This window comes from Photobacterium sp. CCB-ST2H9 (assembly GCF_023151555.2).
Lineage (GTDB): Bacteria > Pseudomonadota > Gammaproteobacteria > Enterobacterales > Vibrionaceae > Photobacterium.
Genome location: NZ_CP100425.1, coordinates 3137685 through 3158584, shown reverse-complemented (window position 1 = coordinate 3158584; position 20900 = coordinate 3137685). Strand labels below are relative to the sequence as shown.

The following is a 20900-nucleotide window of genomic DNA, read 5'->3' as shown; positions in this document are numbered from 1 at the left end:
CCAAGTGCTTTCTATCAATACCGTTTGCGAAGGGATGAAAGTGGGGGGAGATGATCAGCTGTACATTCCTCTGGAATGTGATGTGATTGCGACCTGCTCAGTCGAGAGCCGTGAGCAGGTCTGCGTGTGAAAATTCAGATCACATGACTAGAGGAAGCATCACTGGTGACGATAAAGTGCTTGTTCAGCAATTCCGTCAGATTGCTTTTGTATTCATCATGGCGGTGATTCCCCAATAATTGTGCTATCTCCTGACCAACGGGGGTCAGGCGATAATAGAGCAGGCTGAGGGTCGTTGTAGCTGGCTGCAGCTGATAATCACTGCCTTGGTAGTGAAAGTGCAAGGCGACATCATTTTGGAGTTTCCCGGACTCAAGTTCGGTATTCAAGACCAGACCTAACCCGATTAATTCCAGTAAATGGGAGTAGGGCAGCTGATAATAGCCCAGGTTAAGCTTATCGATCGACGGGCTTTTCAGCTGGCGAAATAATCCCGTTTTGTATTTGATGCCGGTGAGCAGTTTCTTGCTGTGATCCTGGCCAAAATGACACGTGAGCATACAAGCGCGGCGAAACAATTGAGCGTCTCGCTGGGTCATTTGCTTGAGGGTCAGCATGGTTTTCAGGGAGATCGAACCTGGTGCGAGGACTTCCTGACGGAGAATCCGGCTCCAAAGTTTCTGCATTGGCGGGCTGAAAATATCTTGTGCTATGGTCATAAAAAGATGGATCCAGTCCGGATCCGGTTCGCCCGCGGTTTCGTCCAGGCAACTGTCATAGCTGAGTTTAAAGATGCGTTCCAGATTCTGCTGCTGGCGCTGTTGCAGCTTTTGATGGCGATTTTCGGTCCGTTCCTGAAGCGTCTTCTCATGATCTTCGTCGATCTGAGCTCCCACGACATGATGCCGTGCGATTGACTGAATTCGAAAACGGCTGCTTCGTACAGAGCTTTTTTGATTACTTTTCTTTTCTGATGCCGGTACGACTTGTACTGGCTGGACACTGGCCTGATTATCAGTGCTCATCCGACGTTCACTCCCTGCTGCAATCCATATAGTTTTTACATTCGATCGTAATCTTTAGCAAGAGGCGTGACTTTTGTGTTAATCAGTGGTTAAATTTGTTAATCGCCCGGTGTGATGAAGCTGTGCTATCAAGGAGGGGTTGATGACGAAAAAGAACAGTAAGCGTATAACAGATATTTTGTTACTACTCGGATATGTCATGATCCTGGCCTACCTTGCATCCCATGTGTAAGGTAAGCCAGTTCAGTAAGGATGCTACTTATCCTTCATCGTCGTATGCTTCTATGATTGTCCCGTTGAGCAGGTAACCTGTTTCAGCGATCTCATGCTCTACGGTCTGCACTTTCAGTTTTCCTGTCACGTACACCACATCCCAGAGTTGCTGTACTGGTGCGCCTTTGGGAAATTTCACATAGATAATCTGGTTTGGCGGCGGCGGTGGTACATGAATACAGGCGCCGAAGTAAGGCACCAACAGGAATTCCGTAACCGTATTTTCATCCCCTTCCAGCGGAATGACGAAACCAGGGATCTTGACCAGACTGCCATCCAGCTCAGATCGTACTGAGCCAATGTGCTGTTGCAGCGCGCTCTGAGTGTTCTCATGTGAGATGTTCGGCATACCTTTTTGGTCAAACAACTTCCTTTCTTTTACCGGGATCAGATCTATCCAGTCCAGTGTCAGTGTATCTTTTGCGGTTGCTGTGAATGAAAACCAGCAACACAGTAAAACGATCCAGTATTTCATGGTGATTTCCTTTTAAATTCGGATGGTCATGCCGTCGGCCAGTGAGAGATGATAAGCACGTAAGGCCGGGAGTAAGCTTGTCAGCATGCCAGCGACTAATATCATGCCCGCTAATCCCCATTCATACGGCGTCGGTGCCGTCAAAGGCAGGAATAAGCCAAACGTATCAAGCAGCCATTCGTGACTCAGCCAGAGCCCGCCATAGAGTGCAATGGTTCCGGCCAGAATGCCGATCAGTGTCAGGGTGGTTGCTTCGAGAAACAGGAGTCCGGCAATCCAGCCCGGTCGGGCTCCCGTCGCCCTCAGAATTGCCATTTCCCGGCGTCTTTCGTTCAGGCTTGTCAGCAGGCTGGACAGCATCCCCAGCAGCCCTGCAATGACCACAAAGACGGAGATCACCAAGAGAGCCTGCTCAGCAACAGACATCATTCCCCAGAGTTCATGCAGCGCGACACCGGGCATAATGGCACTTAAGGGTTCCCCGGCGAAGGTATTGATAAAGCGCTGTAAGGCAAAGGTCTGAATCTTCGAGTTCAGTCCCAGGAGCACTGCCGTAATCTGCTGTGGCTGAAACTGATGATGGCTCAGCGTTTCAGAGTCAGGCGTATGACCCAGACGGGCACCGGATTCCCAGCCCACATGAATCGCTTCAATGGCTGCCAGTGAGACATGCACGCTGCGATCCACGGGTGTACCTGTTGGCGCCAGAATTCCGGTGATTGTGAAAGGCAGCTTGTCATGACGGGTAAACGCCTGGTCGCTGATACCATGGGCAATAATAATGGCATCCCCAATTTTGTAGCCGAGTTTTCGGGCAACCTCTGCGCCGATGACTGTCTCAAAGAGTCCGTGAAAAGCAGCGCCCTGCTGAAATTGCAGATGTTGCCGGTTTCCGTATTGATAGTGTCGGAAGTAATCCTGATTGGTTCCGATCACCCGAAAGCCGCGGTGGGAATCTCCGAGAGAAATCGGAATTGCCCATTTGACGGCTTTTTGCTGGCGCAGGGTCTGAAAACTTTGCCAGTCGATATTGTTGGTGGCGTTTCCAATACGGAATACCGAGTAAAGCAGCAGGTTCACTTGCCCGGAACGAGCACCGACAATGAGGTCTGTACCTGAAATGGTGTGTGCAAAGCTGGCTTTTGCTTGTGTACGTACTTTTTCCACCCCAAGTAGTAAGGTTGTGGAAATCGCAACCGTCAGCACGGTCAGCATGGCTGTCGTTTTTCGGTTACGCAAGCTTTGCCAGGCGAGAAGAATCAGGGCTTTCATATGCATTCTCCTGACTTGCATTGATTCAGTTCCGTCAGGCTGAGAATCTGATTAAAGCCATCAGTCAGCGTGGGATCATGGCTGACAAAAAACAGGCTAGTGCCGGCGTGTTCGCATTCATCCATGATCAGTTTGATAAAGTGATTTCGGTTCTCGTGATCCAGCGCTGAGGTCGGCTCATCAGCAATCAGCAGTGCCGGACGGCCAATCAGGGCCCTGGCGGCGGCCACGCGCTGCTGCTGGCCGATACTGAGCTGACTGACCTGTCGTGACAGGCATTCGTCCGGTAACTGGAGTGCTCTGAGCAGCCGCTTTGCTTCTCGCTCGGGCTGTCCGGCATTTTTCTTTCTGAGTGAGGAAAAATGGCAGGGCAGCAGGACGTTATCCACAACCGAGAGATAAGGGAGCAGGTTAAATTGCTGAAAAATGTACCCGATATGATCGGCCCGGCGTTGATCTCTTTTGGAAGCCGATAGCGCGCTGAACGGGTGGTTCAGTAGCCGGATATGACCGGTCTGGGGCTGATGTATGCCAGCCAGAAGACTAAGTAAAGTGGACTTTCCGCTGCCGCTGGGACCTTTCAGAAAGGTTTTCTCCCCCGGTGCCAGGGACAGCGAGTCAATGTTCAGGATGTCGCTTTGCTGCCCGGGCCAACGAAAGCGAACTTGGTTCAGTTGCATGACAGTCATGATGTTCTCCGGGGAGGGGGATGGCCCCCTCCCTTCAGGTGGCTGAGACTCAGAAACGGAAGACAGGCTGCGTTGCCTGAAGCGTGGCTGCCTGCTGTCCTCTTTCGGTAATGGCCTGAACCTGAATGTTCTCTGTCGCCGGGAAGGCTGTGAACCAGGCAAGATGAAGCGATTTCAGTTTACTGATGGTGTCGCAACGGAAAGTATATTGGGCGCTGAACCCGGCATGTTCATTGTGATTTTCGTGATCATGATGATCGTGTTTTTCATGCTCATGCTCATGCTCATGCTCATGTTCGTGGTGGTGCTCATGCTCATGTTCGTGGTGGTGCTCGTGTGCTGTCTCGGAATGACCCGATAAGGTGTCAGAGACATGGCTTTCATGCAGATGACAGCCTGCTGTTGTATTGAGGTTGAACAGCAGGGTTGGTTGATTCAGTTTTTGCAGAGCCTGTTTCAGTATCGACTGGTCCTGTTCAGTCTGCGGCGGATGTTCAAATCCCACGATATCGGCTGCAGGTGCTGTGAATTCAATGAGCAGGTCATTGCCGTCCTGTGCAATGTTCAGTTCAACCTGGCCATGAACATGGGCTTCATGCTGAGTGTGAGCCTGAGAGGCGCCGGAAAAAGCGGCAGCCGAAACCAGCAGCCATGAGGCCGCACGAAAATGTTGAGTATTCATGTAAAACTCCCAATAAAAAAAGATGATGTATGTTCAAGATTTATCGGAAGCGGATGGGCGGGTCACGGGCGGACGGCGGAGGGCTCAGCCAATCGACCCGGCTGAAAGCGGGGGGGATGTCTGGCGCTGCGGTGAATGTCTGTGTCGGGATGGCATGCACATAACTGAGCAAACCGGCAGGCGCTGCATGGCAGTATGGGCAGTCGAACTCTGAATGCTGTGTATCACTCAGGACACTGAGATCGTGGAGGATCTGAACAGGAGTTGTCAGAATGAACAGGCTGAAGAGCAGGGCCAGTAACCCTTTGTGCCATACACTCTCGAATGGATAACGCAACTGTCTGTCCCTGTCACTCCTGAGAAAGGATGTAATAATATATCATTACATCCTTTCCCGAAAGACTGATTACAGCAGGGACTGAATTTTTGACATTGCCTGCTGAATGTCGCTGTCACTCAGCTGTCCGTCTTTGACGTATACAACTTTACCAGCCTGATCCAGCACGATAATGGCTGAACTTTCTTCTTCCAGTGCCCAGCGTGAGCGGACCTTACCGTTGGCATCCAGAACAATAGATGACCAGGAAAATTCTTTCTTGCTGTCTTCAGCAGAGGATTTCACGAAACCGCCCGTGCCCCAGATGGCATCATCCTGATTGATGATCGTTGTGGTCTGGTATTGATCATGAGGCAAATTGGCAGCTTTGATCGCTTCGATCATCGGAGCATTCAGAGCTTTGGCGGAACTGCGCCCGGCAATGGCCTGGATCGCCCTGACTTTGCCGGTCAGCTGGCTGGACTGCCATGGCTGATAGGCAATATCGTCACCGTTTAAAATCAGCTCTCCCTGTTCCGAGACACTGGTGCTGGGCAGCGGCTGACCGACGGTCAGATTGTGGGCCTGAGCCTGAAATGCGAGTGCAGGCAGAAATGCGCAAATTGCGATCAATGACTTCATTTTCATGTAGGTTGTTCCTTCTTTATGATTGTGCTGCCTTATCTTAGTTGAGTTTTTGTTAACTGGTAGAACCAGATTGTTAACCTTGAAGCGGGTCACTGTTTTTCCGGTCTGCTGATAAAAATGTGATTTCTTGAAAATGGATTGCGCAGGCTGAACATTTTTATCCTACAGTTGGGCGTTGTTGAGCATTTGGTCTGAAGTAAAAGCAGAAAATCGTGGCAAGCCTTTTGCATATATTTGACATCGCTAATGCAACTTTTTTGTCTACTCAGGATCAAAGGTTCAGGGAGTTGAGGGATATGATGCTGAAAATATTTAAACAATATCGTCCAAACCAAATTGCACGATACGTGAAAAATTACTTTCGCGGCCGTCTGTTTATTGTCGGTGTCGGCGCATTCGAATTTGACTGCGGACGCTTACTGCCGCCTTTAAACCGGGATAAAAAGGCATTGAACGTCTTGTCTGAAGTGAACCGGGAGATCCAGGTTCTGGCAGCCGCCAGTTATACCGGCTAGCGCCAGAGCCGGTCTGGCGCAGCGGATGATGGTTATTGCGGAGGCAGGCAGATCCCTGTTCCACCCAGGCCACAGTATCCCTGAGGATTTTTTTCCAGATATTGCTGATGGTAATCCTCAGCAAAGAAAAACTCGGGTGCCGGTTGGATCTCTGTGGTGATCAGTGCATCCCGGTTATTGTTCTGCAACGCATTTTGATACCTGGCTTTGCTGTTTTCGGCTTTGGCCTGCTGGCTGTCGCTGGTGGTGTAGATGACCGAACGGTACTGTGTGCCGATGTCATTGCCCTGACGCATGCCCTGAGTTGGGTCATGATTTTCCCAAAACTGGGCAAGCAGGCGTTCCAGCGACGTTTGTGACGGGTCGTAAACGACACGTACCACTTCAGTATGGCCGGTCTGGCCGGTACACACTTCCTGATAGGTCGGATTCGGCGTGAAACCACCGCTGTAACCGACAGCTGTGTTGAGAACACCCGGCTGGCGCCAGAACATGCGTTCAGCCCCCCAGAAGCATCCCATGCCGAGTACAATTTCTTCCATGCCTGTCGGCACAGGTGCATCAAGCTGAGTGCCGAAGAGCGCATGCGGCTCAGACGGAATCAGTGGCGTAGAACGGCCTGGCAGGGCCGATTCCGGTGAGATCATCTGCTGTTTATCCATGATGTGGGGTTCCTAATTACACGGTTAATAAGGCAAAAAGTAGAGGATTCGCGGCTGACAATCAATAGCGCCGTTTTTTCCGCTTGATCAACAGACCGGTGCGGACCCGATTGTTTTCTTTTTGTCTTTAGGGTTGGCACTTTGCCTCGGCTCTTGTCAGAATAAAATATGCGCGCAATCTAATAACATTCTAATAAGTGAAGACAAATAAGAATGATGACTTTGTTTCGGCGCTGTTTGTTAACAGTTGCTGTATTCGTGGTGACTTTGCCTGTCAGGGCAGATATGGGGCTCAATATTACCGGGCTGAGCGGCAGTCTGAAGAAAAATGTCGATATCTATGTCGCTGCTATTCCGAAGGAAGATTACAGTCCGTCTTTGCGTTTCAGAAGCCAGCTGGAAACTGAGATCCGGACGGCACTGAAAGCTCTGGGGCGTTATCAGCCGGTGTTGACGTACAGTCTGGAAGAGAACGGGCAGGACAGCACGCTGACGGTGCAGGTAGAGCCAGGCCCGAAAACACAAATTGCTGTCAGTGACATCCGGATCACGGGCGAAGCGGCAGACGATCTGGATTTTTTTGTCCTGAAGCGGGACAGCCGGTTAGAAAAGGGACGAACCCTGAACCACGGCAAGTATGATGCTTTCAAATCCAGCCTGGAGAGCCTGGCGCTGCGCAAAGGGTATTTTGACGCCAAGCTGAAGAGCAGCCGGCTGGAAGTCGCTCCGGGCCGTAATCAGGCCTTTATTCATATCGAATTTGATTCCGGCCGGCGTTACAAGTTCGGGGAAATTGATATTATCGGCAGCCAGATCGATGAACACAAGGTCCGTTCGCTTTCTCCGTTTGAAGAGGGGGACTACTATCTGGTGTCTAAAGTGGGCGAATATAACCAGCGTTTGTCTACCGTGGGCTGGTTTTCCTCTATTTTCGTGGGCGGTGATGTGAACGAACTCGGCGAGGGGACTGTCCCGATCCGGGTTGATCTCAGGCCCGAGGTCAAAAATAAAATCGAGACAGGTATCGGTTATTCAACCGATGTTGGCGCGCGCCTGAAGTTCAACTGGCGAAAACCCTGGATCAACAGTGCAGGCCACAGCCTGGATGTCCGTACCGAAATTTCCAAGATCCAGCCCAAGGTCCAGGCAACGTATAAAATTCCGCTCGATAACGTCCTTGAAGATTACTACCAGTTAATCGGGGCGATTCGATATGTCGATAACCACGACACGATCAGCACGGAATATCACTTGGGTGTTGAGCGGCACTGGCGGTTTGATCATGCCTGGAATGGCGTAGCCTCCGTGCGTCTGCTGTATGAGGATTATCGTCAGGGTGAGTTTGAGCAAGGCACGTCATTTATGGTGATCCCGGGCTTGAGCGTGTCCCGTACCCGCTTGCGGGGCGGCAGCTGGCCAACCTGGGGCGACAAGCAACTGCTTCAGCTCGAATATTCCGATCCGGCGTTTGGTTCAGATCACCGTTTGGTGAAGCTGAGAGGCCGGAGTGCCTGGATCCGTTCTTATGCGGCCGATCACCGTTTTCTGGCCCGGCTGGATGCCGGGACAATCTGGTCTGATGCGCTGGAAGATATTCCGCCGTCTATGCGCTTTTTCATCGGTGGCGATAACAGTTTACGAGGCTATCACTACGAGTCTATTTCGCCACATGACAGTGAAGGCAAGCAAACCGGTGGTGAAAACATGCTTGCTTCGACGCTGGAATACCAGTACCGCCTGACCGGGAACTGGTGGGGGGCACTGTTCTATGATTACGGCGCCTCCTGGATAGAAAATCCGGACTGGCAGGCCGGTGCTGGTTTTGGGATCCGCTGGGCTTCGCCGGTCGGGCCGATCCGACTGGATTTTGCCTGGGGGCTCGACAAGCCAGACGAGCGTTTCCAACTTCACTTCGTTCTGGGGCCTGAATTATGAGCTGGTTAAAAAGACTGTCCCTGGGGCTGCTGACCTTGGTGATGCTGCTGACCTTATTGCTGTGGGCGCTGCTCTATAGCCATGCCGGGGTGAGGCTCGCACTGTGGGGGGCGCAAAAGTTTGTGCCGGCCTTATCCGTCAGAGACAGTTCCGGAGCGCTGCTCAAAGGCTTTACCCTCAATGGGGTGCGCTATCAGGATGAGCTGATGACGCTGAGTAGTGAACGGCTGACACTGAACATCAACGATGATTGTTTGCCGATCCCTGAACTCTGTATCCGTGAACTGACGCTGAGCGGGCTGGACTTTGTGATGTCAGCCTTACCACCGATGACAGATGAAGCCCCCGAACCCAGTGAACCGCTGACGGAGATTGCACTCCCGGTGCCAGTCCGGCTGGAGCGGCTCACGCTGGATGATATTCAGCTGAATATTCTCGGGAATCGGGCCCGCTGGCAGCATTTCAGCTCGGCTGCAACCATGACCGGCAGCCATCTGACCCTGAAGCCAACGGACTGGGAAGGGATTGCCCTGAATCTGGCACCTCCGGCAGAAAAGGAAATTCAGGAGCAGACTCAGGCACAGGCCGAAGATGTTGCGGAGGCATACACCCAGACGAAACGGGAGTCGATTGTACTGCCGGATGTGGTATTGCCGCTGAAAGTCACCATTGAGCGTTTTACAGTGAAAGACTTCCTGCTGGAAGGCAAGACTCCCCAGAAGGTCAATACGCTGGAGCTGGTGGCTGAGGCGGACAAAAGCCAGGTCACACTGACGCGGCTCTATGTGGATGTTCCTCAGGCGACCCTGGATGTGAACGGGGAAGCTGAACTTAAAGGTGAGTACCCGCTTACCCTGAAGGCAATGTCAGAAATCGCCATGGAGCCGGTGCAGGGACATCACGTGAAGCTGGCAGCTTCCGGTTCGCTGGCGAAGCTGGCACTGGACCTGGCGCTGACGGGGCGGCTTGATGCCAAACTAAAGGGAACCCTTTCTCCGCTGGATGCAGACCTGCCGTTTGACATCAATGTAGTGAGCAATAACTTACAGTGGCCGCTCGATGATAAACCGGAGTTTGTGGCTCAGGATACGGCGATTAATGCCAAAGGTGATCTGAATGGTTACGCCTTTACGGTGAAAACCAAGGCAGACGGCGAGCCGATGCCGGCAATCGATGTGAATCTGCAAGGGAAAGGGACCCTGGACGATGTCGATTTGGAAAACCTGACGGTGAAGACTCTGGGCGGGCAGGTTTCAGGCAATGCACAGGCGAGCTGGGCAAAGCTTGTGAACTGGCAGGGGCAACTGAACCTGACCGATATCCAGCCGGGGCTGGAGTGGCCGCAAGCAGAGGGAAAACTGAGCGGCAGGCTGCGCACATCGGGTGGTTTAACGGCACAGGGCGGATGGTATGTGAAATTGCCTGAGCTGAATATCGACGGGGAAGTGATTGGCCAGCCGTTCAATCTTGCCGGTCAGCTGGATGCCGGTGACGAAAGCGGGAAGGGAGCGTTTGAACTGGTGACACAGGGGCTGACGTTAAAGCACGGTCCCAACGGTCTGAGCGCGCAGGGAAGTCTGAAGGAAAACTGGAATCTGTCGGCGACGGTCAAGGCGCCGGATCTGGCGCAGTCCGTGCCCGGCCTGCGGGGACGGGTAAACGGCAATCTGATACTGAGCGGTAAAATGTCAGAACCGGCGGTTGACCTAGATCTGACGGGGCAGGCGCTGGGTTGGCAGGATCTGGCACAGCTGAAGAGCCTGAAATTGAAAGGACGGGTCACGCCTTTACCCACACTGGCCGCAGATATACATCTGACGGCACAGGAAGGCAGCTATCAGGATGCGGCCAAGCTGAAAAAGCTGGATATTCTGTTTCAGGGAACCGAAGCGCAGCACACGCTGACGTTGACGCTGGATGGTGAGCCGGTCAGTACGTCACTGGCTGTACGCGGCAGTCTGGATCGGCAACAGGGCTGGCAGGGATTACTGCAGCGCGGCAGCCTGGAGACACCAGTGGGGCCGTGGCGCCTGAATCAACCCACGGCGCTGGCTTATAATTTGAGTCAGCAAAATGTGACGGTTGCTGCCCATTGCTGGGGACAGGATAAAGCATCCGTCTGCCTGAGCCAGCCGCTGCAAGCCGGGGCCCGGGGACAGGCTGCACTTTCGATCAATCAGTTTGGCTTTGCGATCCTGAAACCATTCCTGCCGCCGGAGCTGAAGCTGGACGGAGAACTGAATGCAACGGCAAACGCAAGCTGGTCTCCTCAGCAGCCACCAGTGCTGCAGGCGCAGATCAGATTGCCAGCAGGCGGCGTGCGGCAACAGGCCGCGGCAGATGAACCGGGGATGACCATCGGGTGGGATCAGATCACTCTGAACGCCGACATGCGCAATGATGTGCTGACCGCAGACTGGCTGGTGGCAGTGAAAGATAACGGTGATCTGTCCGGGAATGCACGCATTACTCAATTGAGTGGTGAGCAGCAACTGGATGCTGCGGTGAAGCTGGATGCTTTCCGGCTGGACTTCCTGCAGCCACTGGTGGCTGATTATCACACCTTCGGTGGCCAGGTCGATACAAACCTGACGCTGAGCGGTCCGATTTTGCATCCGCAGGTTCAGGGAATTTTTAAGATCTCCCAGCTGAAAGCGATTGGCCGTAAAGTCCCGTTGGATCTCGACCGCGGAGAGATTGTCGCGAACTTTAACGGATACAGTGCGTTGCTGCGCGGTGAACTGGATACACCGGATGGCCAGTTGCTGTTGCAGGGGGATGCAAACTGGGCGGATATGGCGAGCTGGAGCACGAATCTTAAAGTGAACGGTCGCGAACTGGAAGTGAATGTCCCTCCGATGATTTCCATGAAGGTCTCGCCCGATCTCAAGATCAGCGCTGCACCGAAAATGGCAGAGATCAGCGGGAACGTGATCATTCCGTGGGGGCGGATCACGGTTGATCGTCTGCCGGAATCGGCAGTGCAGGTTTCGGATGATGAAATTTTGCTGACGGATGATCTCAAGCCGATAGAAACTGACACTAAGGTGCCATTTGAGATCAAAACCAACGTGATGGTCCGGATTGGCCCGGATGTCAGGCTGTCAGCCTTCGGTCTTGATGCGGGCCTGTCGGGCAATCTCAAAGTGAACCAGCAGGACAAAACGCCTTTGGTTTATGGTGAAATTAAGGTGGATGACGGGACTTACCGCGCCTTTGGGCAGGAGCTGGTGATCCGCAAAGGCCTGATCACTTTCAATGGCCCGGCGGATCAGCCTTACCTGTCGGTTGAAGCAATCCGTAACCCGAACAATATTGAAGATGAAGTCACAGCAGGGATCCGGGTGACCGGCCCGGCGGATGAGCCTCGGGTCGATATTTTCTCTGATCCGGCGATGCCTCAGCAGAATGCGCTGTCTTACATCTTGCGCGGGCGGAACCTCGACAGTGAATCACCCGAAGGCGGCGGTGCGATGACCACCGCCCTGATCAGTATGGGGCTGTCGCGCAGCAGCCAGCTGGTCGGCAATGTCGGCGAGGCTTTCGGTGTACAGGATTTAACGCTGGATACCGCCGGTGCCGGAGATGATTCTCAGGTCACCATCAGTGGTTATATTTATCCGGGACTGCAAGTAAAATACGGCGTGGGGATATTTAACCCGATCGGTGAGTTTACAATCCGGTATAAACTGTTGCAGGACTTGTATGTCGAAGCGGTGTCCGGGCTTGAGAGTGCAGTCGATTTGCTGTATCAGTTTGAGTTTAATTAACCAGAAAGGATGTTTGGACGTGTACACTCGGGTGTTTGTCTATGGCAGTCTTCGTCGGTATCAGTCGAATCACGGCCTGATGGCGACGGCAGTATTTCGCGGCGCCTGTCAGCTGCCCGGATTTGCGATGTATGATCTTGGGCCTTATCCGGCGGCATTAAGGCAGGACACTGCTGATGTTGCAGTACACGGTGAAGTCTATGACGTGGATGCCGGAACCTTTCGTGAACTGGATATTCTGGAAGGGCTGGGAGAAGAATACTGTCGTGAACGTGTCCTAACGCCCTATGGTGAGGCCTGGATTTACCTGTATTTGCAGCCGCTTGGCCGTTCACCACTCATCCCGGAAGGTGACTGGGTCGCCTGGGCTGAACGACAGACTCCGGAAACAAAAAACGCTCCCTGAGGAGCGTTTTTTTATGGACTTTCGACCGCGGGAATTATTTTTCCTGAGCGCGCTCGTAAGATGCCATGATTTCAGCTTTTGCTGCTTCAACGTCAGCCCAGCCTTCAACTTTCACCCACTTACCAGATTCCAGCTCTTTGTAACGCTCGAAGAAGTGTGTGATTTGTGCTTTCAGCAGTTCTGGAAGATCGTTCACATCTTTGATGTGATCGTATTCTTTGGTCAGCTTGCTGTGAGGAACGGCAACAACTTTCGCATCTTCACCAGACTCGTCAGTCATCTTCAGAACACCAACCGGACGGCAGCGGATCACAGAGCCTGGCAGCAGCGGGTATGGGGTCGGAACCAGTACGTCAACCGGGTCACCGTCCAGAGACAGTGTGTTGTTCACGTAACCGTAGTTACATGGGTAGAACATTGGTGCAGACATGAAACGGTCTACGAATACCGCGCCAGAGTCTTTGTCGACTTCGTATTTGATTGGATCAGCGTTTGCCGGGATTTCGATGACAACGTAGATGTCTTCTGGCAGTTCTTTACCTGCAGGGACGTTGTTCAGGCTCATGATGAATTCCTTGATAGTTTTCAGATGATTTTATCGCCGGGAATTATAACGACTCGCTGTGAAAAAAACAGCTTCTAAGACGTTTCGGGAACTTGCGGGGCGGTCAGCAGGGAAGAATGCCCGGCTGAGGGAGCCGGGCACGGGCTGAATTATTCGGCGTCAGGGAATTCTTTCAGGAAGCTTTCCACTTTCTGGACCATCTTGGTTGAACCGACAAAGAAAGGCACGCGTTGGTGCAGTTCAGTCGGTTTGATCTCCATAATCCGGTTTTGACCATCCGAGGCGACACCGCCGGCCTGTTCAATCAGGAAGGCCATCGGGTTGCACTCGTACAGCAGGCGGAGCTTGCCGTTCGGGTGCGTGGCCGTGCTCGGGTAGAGATAAATCCCCCCTTTGAGCAGGTTGCGGTGGAAATCCGCGACCAGAGAACCGATATAGCGGGAGGTGTACGGACGATCATCTTCCGGCACATTCTCCTGGCAGTACTTGATGTACTTTTTCACGCCCTGCGGGAAACGGATGTAGTTTCCTTCGTTGATTGAGTAAATCCGGCCATCTTCCGGAATGGTCATGTTCTCGTGTGACAGGCAGAACACGCCCAGAGACGGGTCGTAGGTGAAACCGTGCACGCCGTTGCCGGTGGTGTACACCAGCATGGTGGATGAACCGTAAATAATGTAACCTGCAGCGACCTGCTTGTGGCCAGGCTGAAGGAAATCTTCAATTTCTGCAGGGCCGCCAACGGAGGAAACCCGACGGTAAATAGAGAAGATTGTGCCGACGGAAACGTTTACGTCAATGTTCGAAGAACCATCCAGTGGGTCCATTAACACCACGTACTTCGCTTCGCGGTTCAGTTCTTTATTGAAGACAACCAGTTCGTCTTCTTCTTCACTCGCCACGCCGCACACCTGGCCGCGGGCTTCCAGTGCAGCCTTGAATTTCTCGTTGGCATACACATCCAGTTTTTTCTGGGCTTCACCCTGAACGTTTTCGCTGCCGACATCGCCGGTAATATCAACCAGACCTGCTTTATTGATTTCACGGTTGACGATTTTGGCCGCCAGTTTAATGGAACCCAACAGAGAAGAGAGTTCACCGCTGGCATGGGGGAAGTCGTGCTGATTCTCGACAATGAACTCGCCAAGGGTTCTAATATCGGACATATACAATCCTTGCATCGTGTTGTCATGGGGGTAAGAAATGTCGGGTACAATGCCTCTTTTCGGACAATTGAACTGTACCCCAGGCCACTGGCCAGTTATTGTTTGATGCAATTGTATATAAAGATCTTTTTTATGGTAACGAAGTAACACTGAAGCGTGGTCGTGACCAATTTTTTGTTTGTGAGCCGACAGTTATGCATATCCATATTCTCGGAATCTGCGGTACTTTTATGGGCGGTGCCGCCATGCTGGCGAAGCAGCTTGGCCATAAAGTGACCGGTAGCGATGCCAATGTTTATCCGCCGATGAGCACGATGCTTGAGTCTCAAGGTATTGAAATTATTCAGGGTTATGATCCTGCCCAATTAGAACCTGCACCAGATTTGGTGGTGATTGGCAATGCCATGAGCCGCGGAAATCCTTGTGTGGAGTCTGTTCTGAATAAAAACCTGCGTTATACCTCGGGCCCGCAGTGGCTGCAGGAATTTTTGTTACATGACCGCTGGGTGCTGGCAGTTTCCGGGACTCACGGGAAGACGACGACCGCCAGTATGCTGGCCTGGATCCTTGAGGATTGTGGTTATCAACCCGGTTTTCTGGTGGGCGGTGTGCTCGGAAACTTCGGTGTTTCCGCGCGCTTAGGCGAAAGTTGTTTTTTCGTCGTCGAAGCGGACGAATACGATAGTGCTTTTTTCGATAAGCGTTCTAAGTTTGTTCATTATCGACCACGAACGCTGATTATGAACAATCTGGAGTTCGATCACGCAGATATATTTTCGGATCTGGCCGCCATTCAGCGCCAGTTCCATCATTTAGTCCGGACCGTGCCGGGTGAAGGAAAAATTCTGGCGCCGAAAGGCGTAGCTGCGATTGATGAAACCCTGGCCATGGGGTGCTGGAGCGAGCTGGAATACAGCGGTGAAGACGGCGATTGGCAGGCGCGTAAATCGAGTGCAGACGGCAGTGAGTTTGAGGTCCTGTTCCAGGGCGAGCACGCAGGTACAGTCCGCTGGGATCTGGTCGGCGATCATAATGTCAGCAATGCCCTGATGGCGATCGCGGCGGCCCGTCATGTCGGCGTGACACCGGAGCTGGCCTGCGATGCACTGGCGCGTTTCGTTAATACCAAGCGCCGACTGGAGCTGAAAGGCGAACAGCACGGGGTGAAGGTCTATGACGATTTTGCCCATCATCCAACCGCAGTCGAACTGACGCTTGGCGGGCTCCGTGCCAAAGTTGGCGAGTCGCGCATTCTGGCGGTGCTGGAGCCGCGTTCGAACACCATGAAGCTGGGGGTCCATAAAGCGGATCTGGCGCCTGCGCTGGCAGCAGCAGATGAAGTTTTCCTCTTCCAGCCCGACACGATCCCGTGGTCAGTGCAGGAGATTGCGGATCTGTGCTCGCAACCGGCTGTCTGTGAAGGCGATATTGATGCCCTGGTGCAACAGATTGTCGCGTCGGCTCGCCCGGGCGATAACATTCTGGTGATGAGTAACGGTGGTTTTGGCGGAATTCATGACAAGCTGCTGCGCGCCCTGGGAGGTTTCAATGCAGGATAAGCGGGTCACGCTTGCATGGACCGGGGCATCCGGTGCCCCCTATGGCCTGCGTTTGCTGGAATGTCTGCTGGCGGCGGACTATCAGGTTTATCTGCTGATTTCTTCGGCAGCCCGGGTGGTTCTGGCAACCGAGCATGGACTGAAGTTACCATCGGGGCCGGAAGCGGCGCAAACGGCTCTGGCAGAGCACCTGAATTATCAGGGCGATAAGCTGGTGGTGTGCGGTAAAGAGGACTGGTTTTCTCCGGTCGCTTCAGGTTCGGCGGCACCGAAGAAAATGGTGATCTGTCCCTGTTCAGCCGGTACGCTGGCTTCTGTGGCTCATGGCATGTCGGACAATCTGCTGGAGCGTGCCGCGGATGTGGTGCTGAAAGAGCGGGGTCAGCTGTTGATGGTGGTCAGGGAAACCCCGTTTTCATCCCTGCATCTGGAAAACATGCTCAAGCTTTCTAATCTCGGCGCAACCATTATGCCAGCCGCGCCGGGCTTTTATCATCAGCCGAAGACAATTGACGATCTGATCGACTTTATGGTGGCGCGGATTCTGGATCATCTTGGCGTTGAGCAGGGACTGGTGCCGCGCTGGGGGTATGATCACCGCGCCTGATCAGTCCGGTTTCAGCACCAGAATATGCCCCGGGGCATTTTCCACAACCTTGGCGGCGACAGAACCCAGCATCAGCTTATCGACCCCCGAACGCTGATGGCTGGGCATAATAATCAGATCCGTTTTGAGCTGATGCGCATGGTCAACAATGGTTGTCCAGGGTTTGCCTTCTGAGACGGTTTCAGTGTGCTGAACATCGTCCGGAATATGTTCAGCGGCGAACTGTTTCAGGGACTGCTGGGTCTCTTGCATGATTTTACGGGCTGCATCTTTGGGAAAATAACTGGACACGATCGCCATATGGATGCCGGGCAGGACGTTGAGTAAGTGGACGACTGCGCCGGATTGACGGGCGTGCCAGACAGCCAGTTCGACGGCTTTGTGGCAGAACCCTTCTTCATTGAGATCGACTGGCACCAGAATGTGTTTATACATGGCATCCTCTTTGTGTCAGACACCCACAGGCAGGGTTGCCTGTGGGTAAAGGTGTTTCGTCTGACTAGAGTGTAGCCCGGTCAGGCACTTTTGGTTGGCTCACCTTTGTGAGTTGTTTCAAGCTTTGCTTTGCGTCGCTGATTCCAGCCCAGTAACACCAGCAGTACGATTGTCGGTACAAACACCCACTCTTTCATTGGCCGTGCTGCCGGCAGACTGACGGTCACGATTTCCCAGCCAAAATCAATGCCTGCCTGCTCAGCAGGGCTGCCAAATTCAACCAGTTCGACGATCATCTTCTCGCCTTCCTGTTTGAGCATCAGACCTGTAGAGGCAATTTTCTGGTTCGGATCTGTGGCGTCTTTATCAAATGGCAGCAGAACATGCTTAGTGACTTGATCGCCCAGCAGATCCATCCCGGTCACCTGTACTTCAAGTGGTTCACTGGCAGCCAGTTTATCGGCCGCATCCACAATCAGGGTGCCCGGCATTTCATGTTTGGGCGGATAGACCATGTCCCACCAGAAACCCGGACGGAACAGAGAGAAAGTGATTACTAACAGGGCAACGGTTTCCCACCATTTGACTTTGGTAAACCACCATCCCTGTGTGGCAGCCGAGAACGTCAGCATGGCGAGAATGGCCGATATCACAGTCAGCATCAGGTGCCACCAGGTATCAATGTCCATCAGTAACAGCTGGGTATTAAAGATAAACATGAATGGCAGGATCGCGGTGCGGATGTCATAGGTGAAGCCCTGAATACCAGTCCGGATGGGATCGCTTTTGGCAATCGCAGCGGCGGCAAAGGCGGCCAGACCGACTGGCGGCGTGTCATCTGCCAGGATCCCGAAATAGAACACAAATAAATGCACGGCCAGTAACGGGATGATCAGGCCGTTTTCCGCACCCAGGGTGACGATGACCGGCGCCATCAGGGTCGAGACCACGATGTAGTTTGCTGTAGTGGGCAGTCCCATGCCGAGGACCAGGCTGATCACCGCCGTAAACAGCAGCATCAGCATAATGTTGCCGCCGGAAATGAACTCGACGAAGTCCGTCATGACCAGCCCGATACCGGTCAGGGTGACCACCCCAACGATGATCCCGGCTGCTGCTGTCGCAACACCGATCCCAATCATATTCCGGCCGCCGGAAACCAGGCTTTCCAGCAGGTCATGCCAGCCCTCTCGGGCAGCATTTGCCAACGACTGCTCTTTGGTGAACAACGCCATCAACGGACGCTGAGTCAGCAGAATGAAAATCATGAAGACGGTTGCCCAGAAAGCAGACAGGCCCGGAGAGAAGCGTTCCACGGTCAGACACCAGACCAGCACGACAATCGGAAGCAGGAAGTACAGGCCGGATTTTACGGTCGGACCCGGATCCGGGACTTCGGTCAGCTCTTGATCGGGATCTTCCAGTAAATGATCCTTGTAGTCGGCGGCAACCCGGATCAGAGCCACATAGGCGATCAGGATCGCAACGGCAATGATAGGCGTGGCTGCTGCACCGAAGACATCTTTGGTCCAGCCAATCCCGTAATAAACGAGGGCACTGATCACAATCAGACCGACGATGATCCCGGTAAATGAGAGGAGCTTTTGTGCCAGTGTGGGACGGTAACGGCGCGGCAGTCCGGTCATTCCGGCTTTACAGGCTTCCAGATGGACGATGTAAAGCAGCGCGATGTAGGAGATCAGCGCAGGCAGAATGGCGGCTTTAATGACTTCCACATAAGACACACCGACATATTCCACCATCAGGAAAGCGGCGGCCCCCATAATTGGTGGTGTCAGCTGGCCGTTTGTTGATGCGGCAACTTCAACAGCACCGGCTTTGTAGCCGGGAAAGCCGACGCGTTTCATCAGGGGAATGGTGAATGTGCCTGTGGTCACTACGTTCGCAATTGACGAACCGGAAACCAGTCCGGACAAACCGGATGCAACGACGGCCGCTTTGGCCGGACCGCCGCGCATGTGGCCCAGCAATGAAAAAGCGACTTTGATGAAGTAGGCGCCGGCACCGGCACGTTCCAGCATGGCGCCAAACAGCACGAATAAGAAAACAAAAGCCGTGGATACACCCAGCGCGACCCCGAAGACCCCTTCTGTCGTTAGCCACAGATGTGACATGGCTTTGTTGAGACTGGCACCTTTGTGGGCAATGACATCCGGCATGTACGGACCGGCAAAGGTGTACAGCAGGAATACGGAGGCCACGATCATCAACGGCGGCCCCAGGGCCCGGCGTGTCGCTTCCAGCAACAGCACCATCCCCATGACGGCTGTGGCCACATCAAAGGTGGTCGGTGCTCCGGCACGGCCGGACAGAGCTTCGTAGAACAGAAGGATATAACCGGCTGCAAAGCTGGCCAGCAGGGCTAATATCCAGTCCTGCAGCGGAATTCTGTCTCTGGGCGAGCTTTTGAGGGCCGGAAAAGCAGTAAAGGCGAGAAAAATCGCAAAGGCCAGATGGATAGCACGCGCTTCGGTGCTGTTAAATTTACCGATATCGGTGATAAAAGGGAGCGGGGATGCATACCAAAGCTGGAACAATGACCAGCAAAGGGCCACCACCCACAAAATTCGTCCCTGCAGTCCTTCGGGACTGCGTGCGCCGGTATCCGCCTGTGCCACCATGTCCTGGACATCGTTCGAGTCGGTTTTTGTCATACTACTTCCTTATTTCAGGAGCGATCCGGAGTTTCAAGTTTGAGGTTCAGTCTTTATCTTAGACAGACTCATTCGCCTGTTGGCGTATTTCATTGTGCTTACAGACAAAAGTGCACCGCAGAGACGGTGCACCTTAGTCAGTCGAGATATGGCCGGCTTATTTAATCAGGCCGACTTCTTTGTAGTATTTCTCTGCGCCCGGATGAAGCGGGATAGAAATACCGGCTTTCACCATGTCCTCTTTTTTCAGGTTGGCGAAGCTTGGATGCAGACGGGTAAAGACATGGAAGTTTTCGAAGACGGCTTTGGTCAGCGCGTAAACGACATCGTCAGACACTTTGGTTGAAGTGACCAGCGTCGCTGCGACACCAAAGCTGTGCACATCCTTGTCAGAACCACGATACATACCACCCGGTACCGTCGATTTTGCGTAGTACGGGTTGTCTGCAACCAGTTTGTCGATCGCCGGACCAGTCACAGAAACCAGTTTGGCATCACAGGAGGTTGTTGCTTCTTTGATGGAACCGTTCGGATGGCCAACAACGTAGACAAAGGCATCGATCTTGTTGTCACACAGAGCCTGAGAACGCTCAGAACCCTTCAGTTCAGCGGCCAGTTTGAAGTCATCTTTGGTCCAGCCCAGCGCTTTCATCACGACTTCCATCGTGGCACGGTCACCTGAACCCGGGTTACCGATGTTCACGCGTTTACCCTTCAGGTCTTCAATGTTGTTAATGCCGGAGTCGGCACGGGCAATGACGTTGAAGGGTTCGGTATGCAGGGAGAATACGGCACGCATGTCTTTATACGGGCCCATTTCCTTGAATTCACTGGTTCCGTTGTAGCCGTGGTATTGCCAGTCAGACTGAACCACACCGAAGTCCAGTTCTCCGGCACGCATGGTGTTCACGTTGTAAATGGAACCGCCGGTTGATTCGACAGAACAGCGAATGCCATTAGTTTGTCGTTCGTTATTCACCAGCTTACAGATCGCGCCACCCGTCGGGTAGTAAACACCGGTCACTGAGCCGGTTCCGATCGTGATGAAATCTGCAGCTTGTGCCAGCCCTGAAGCCAGAACCGTCGCAGACAATGCGCCGACTTTGAGCAGTTTTGTTAAGGCCATTGTGATCCCTTCCTGTTGTGTAAATTCTTATCAGCAGCGAACGGTGCTTCCGGTTTTCAGTTCGCAATGCTTTAAACAAATCAAGGAGATAATAGCAAA

The 20900-nt window shown here is 53.1% G+C and carries 19 protein-coding genes; 6 read left to right on the top strand and 13 right to left on the bottom strand.

What is annotated here, in order from left to right; genetic code table 11:
* Positions 1 to 134: 134 nt before the first annotated feature.
* The 7 genes from L4174_RS14465 to L4174_RS14435 form a co-directional block, all read right to left on the bottom strand.
* Positions 135 to 1025 carry a TIGR03899 family protein gene (locus L4174_RS14465; protein WP_248141591.1) on the bottom strand — a complete coding sequence of 297 codons (891 nt, stop codon included), beginning with the start codon at positions 1023 to 1025 and terminating at the stop codon, positions 135 to 137.
* Positions 1026 to 1284: 259 nt separating this feature from the next.
* Entirely contained in the window at positions 1285 to 1773 is a 489-nt protein-coding gene (locus tag L4174_RS14460) for a DUF3299 domain-containing protein (protein ID WP_248141587.1), read from the bottom strand.
* 12 nt (positions 1774 to 1785) lie between these two features.
* A complete protein-coding gene (locus L4174_RS14455) occupies positions 1786 to 3045 on the bottom strand; it encodes an FtsX-like permease family protein (protein WP_248141585.1) in 1260 nt (419 codons plus the stop codon).
* Positions 3042 to 3734 (bottom strand): ABC transporter ATP-binding protein, encoded by a 693-nt coding sequence (locus L4174_RS14450; protein ID WP_248141584.1) that lies wholly within the window; start codon positions 3732 to 3734, stop codon positions 3042 to 3044. Before L4174_RS14450 ends, L4174_RS14455 begins: the two co-directional genes overlap by 4 nt.
* Before the next feature lie 49 nt (positions 3735 to 3783).
* Positions 3784 to 4416 (bottom strand): DUF2796 domain-containing protein, encoded by a 633-nt coding sequence (locus L4174_RS14445; protein ID WP_248141583.1) that lies wholly within the window; start codon positions 4414 to 4416, stop codon positions 3784 to 3786.
* Between the two features lie 40 nt (positions 4417 to 4456).
* Positions 4457 to 4753 (bottom strand): hypothetical protein, encoded by a 297-nt coding sequence (locus L4174_RS14440; protein ID WP_248141582.1) that lies wholly within the window; start codon positions 4751 to 4753, stop codon positions 4457 to 4459.
* A gap of 69 nt (positions 4754 to 4822) precedes the next feature.
* Complete coding sequence (locus L4174_RS14435) at positions 4823 to 5380, bottom strand: YtfJ family protein (protein ID WP_248141581.1); 558 nt, start codon at positions 5378 to 5380, stop codon at positions 4823 to 4825.
* A gap of 302 nt (positions 5381 to 5682) precedes the next feature.
* Here L4174_RS14435 and L4174_RS14430 point away from each other — a divergent pair, with 302 nt between their 5' ends.
* Complete coding sequence (locus L4174_RS14430; protein WP_371929411.1) at positions 5683 to 5895, top strand: DUF1107 domain-containing protein; 213 nt, start codon at positions 5683 to 5685, stop codon at positions 5893 to 5895.
* 32 nt (positions 5896 to 5927) lie between these two features.
* Here L4174_RS14430 and msrA read toward each other — a convergent pair whose 3' ends face one another.
* Positions 5928 to 6560: a peptide-methionine (S)-S-oxide reductase MsrA gene (gene msrA / locus L4174_RS14425; RefSeq protein WP_248141726.1), complete on the bottom strand. Its 633-nt coding sequence runs from the start codon at positions 6558 to 6560 to the stop codon at positions 5928 to 5930.
* Positions 6561 to 6770: 210 nt separating this feature from the next.
* On the opposite strand from msrA, the gene L4174_RS14420 reads away from it, so the two are divergent.
* From L4174_RS14420 to L4174_RS14410, 3 genes are read left to right on the top strand one after another with little or no spacing between them, the layout of a single operon-like run.
* The gene (locus L4174_RS14420) at positions 6771 to 8492 is read left to right on the top strand and encodes an autotransporter assembly complex family protein (protein WP_248141580.1); all 1722 of its coding nucleotides are present in this window, start codon (positions 6771 to 6773) and stop codon (positions 8490 to 8492) included.
* Positions 8489 to 12262, top strand: a complete 3774-nt coding sequence (locus L4174_RS14415; protein WP_248141579.1) for a translocation/assembly module TamB domain-containing protein — start codon at positions 8489 to 8491, stop codon at positions 12260 to 12262. The genes L4174_RS14420 and L4174_RS14415 overlap by 4 nt, the downstream gene beginning before the upstream one ends.
* A gap of 19 nt (positions 12263 to 12281) precedes the next feature.
* Positions 12282 to 12668, top strand: coding sequence for a gamma-glutamylcyclotransferase (locus L4174_RS14410; protein ID WP_248141578.1), 387 nt, complete (start codon positions 12282 to 12284; stop codon positions 12666 to 12668).
* A gap of 34 nt (positions 12669 to 12702) precedes the next feature.
* On the opposite strand, the gene ppa is transcribed toward L4174_RS14410, so the two are convergent.
* Together ppa and fbp are read right to left on the bottom strand one after the other, a co-directional pair.
* Positions 12703 to 13233, bottom strand: a complete 531-nt coding sequence (gene ppa, locus L4174_RS14405; RefSeq protein WP_248141577.1) for an inorganic diphosphatase — start codon at positions 13231 to 13233, stop codon at positions 12703 to 12705.
* Between the two features lie 149 nt (positions 13234 to 13382).
* Positions 13383 to 14399 carry a class 1 fructose-bisphosphatase gene (fbp, locus tag L4174_RS14400; protein WP_248141576.1) on the bottom strand — a complete coding sequence of 339 codons (1017 nt, stop codon included), beginning with the start codon at positions 14397 to 14399 and terminating at the stop codon, positions 13383 to 13385.
* 194 nt (positions 14400 to 14593) lie between these two features.
* Between fbp and mpl the strand changes: the two genes are divergently transcribed.
* Both mpl and L4174_RS14390 read left to right on the top strand, forming a co-directional pair.
* On the top strand, positions 14594 to 15958 hold the full coding sequence (gene mpl / locus L4174_RS14395; protein ID WP_248141573.1) for a UDP-N-acetylmuramate:L-alanyl-gamma-D-glutamyl-meso-diaminopimelate ligase: 1365 nt from the start codon (positions 14594 to 14596) through the stop codon (positions 15956 to 15958).
* A complete protein-coding gene (locus tag L4174_RS14390) occupies positions 15948 to 16565 on the top strand; it encodes a flavin prenyltransferase UbiX (protein WP_248141571.1) in 618 nt (205 codons plus the stop codon). The genes mpl and L4174_RS14390 overlap by 11 nt, the downstream gene beginning before the upstream one ends.
* Here the strand turns inward: L4174_RS14390 and L4174_RS14385 are convergent, their stop codons facing one another.
* The 3 genes from L4174_RS14385 to L4174_RS14375 all read right to left on the bottom strand — a co-directional run bounded on the left by L4174_RS14385 (position 16566) and on the right by L4174_RS14375 (position 20801).
* Entirely contained in the window at positions 16566 to 17000 is a 435-nt protein-coding gene (locus L4174_RS14385) for a universal stress protein (protein WP_248141568.1), read from the bottom strand. It lies immediately after the preceding gene.
* A gap of 80 nt (positions 17001 to 17080) precedes the next feature.
* Positions 17081 to 19675 carry a TRAP transporter permease gene (locus tag L4174_RS14380; protein WP_248141567.1) on the bottom strand — a complete coding sequence of 865 codons (2595 nt, stop codon included), beginning with the start codon at positions 19673 to 19675 and terminating at the stop codon, positions 17081 to 17083.
* Positions 19676 to 19832: 157 nt separating this feature from the next.
* Positions 19833 to 20801, bottom strand: coding sequence for a TAXI family TRAP transporter solute-binding subunit (locus tag L4174_RS14375; protein WP_248141566.1), 969 nt, complete (start codon positions 20799 to 20801; stop codon positions 19833 to 19835).
* Between the last annotated feature and the right edge of the window lie 99 nt (positions 20802 to 20900).

Coding starts and splice junctions, on each gene's coding strand:
- L4174_RS14415 (WP_248141579.1), top strand. CDS start 8,489: ATGAGCTGGTTAAAAAGACTGTCCCTGGGGCTGCTGACCTTGGTGATG.
- L4174_RS14390 (WP_248141571.1), top strand. CDS start 15,948: ATGCAGGATAAGCGGGTCACGCTTGCATGGACCGGGGCATCCGGTGCC.
- L4174_RS14455 (WP_248141585.1), bottom strand. CDS start 3,045: ATGAAAGCCCTGATTCTTCTCGCCTGGCAAAGCTTGCGTAACCGAAAA.
- mpl (WP_248141573.1), top strand. CDS start 14,594: ATGCATATCCATATTCTCGGAATCTGCGGTACTTTTATGGGCGGTGCC.
- L4174_RS14450 (WP_248141584.1), bottom strand. CDS start 3,734: ATGACTGTCATGCAACTGAACCAAGTTCGCTTTCGTTGGCCCGGGCAG.
- L4174_RS14420 (WP_248141580.1), top strand. CDS start 6,771: ATGATGACTTTGTTTCGGCGCTGTTTGTTAACAGTTGCTGTATTCGTG.
- L4174_RS14460 (WP_248141587.1), bottom strand. CDS start 1,773: ATGAAATACTGGATCGTTTTACTGTGTTGCTGGTTTTCATTCACAGCA.
- L4174_RS14385 (WP_248141568.1), bottom strand. CDS start 17,000: ATGTATAAACACATTCTGGTGCCAGTCGATCTCAATGAAGAAGGGTTC.
- L4174_RS14445 (WP_248141583.1), bottom strand. CDS start 4,416: ATGAATACTCAACATTTTCGTGCGGCCTCATGGCTGCTGGTTTCGGCT.
- L4174_RS14465 (WP_248141591.1), bottom strand. CDS start 1,025: ATGAGCACTGATAATCAGGCCAGTGTCCAGCCAGTACAAGTCGTACCG.
- L4174_RS14435 (WP_248141581.1), bottom strand. CDS start 5,380: ATGAAAATGAAGTCATTGATCGCAATTTGCGCATTTCTGCCTGCACTC.
- L4174_RS14380 (WP_248141567.1), bottom strand. CDS start 19,675: ATGACAAAAACCGACTCGAACGATGTCCAGGACATGGTGGCACAGGCG.
- fbp (WP_248141576.1), bottom strand. CDS start 14,399: ATGTCCGATATTAGAACCCTTGGCGAGTTCATTGTCGAGAATCAGCAC.
- L4174_RS14375 (WP_248141566.1), bottom strand. CDS start 20,801: ATGGCCTTAACAAAACTGCTCAAAGTCGGCGCATTGTCTGCGACGGTT.
- ppa (WP_248141577.1), bottom strand. CDS start 13,233: ATGAGCCTGAACAACGTCCCTGCAGGTAAAGAACTGCCAGAAGACATC.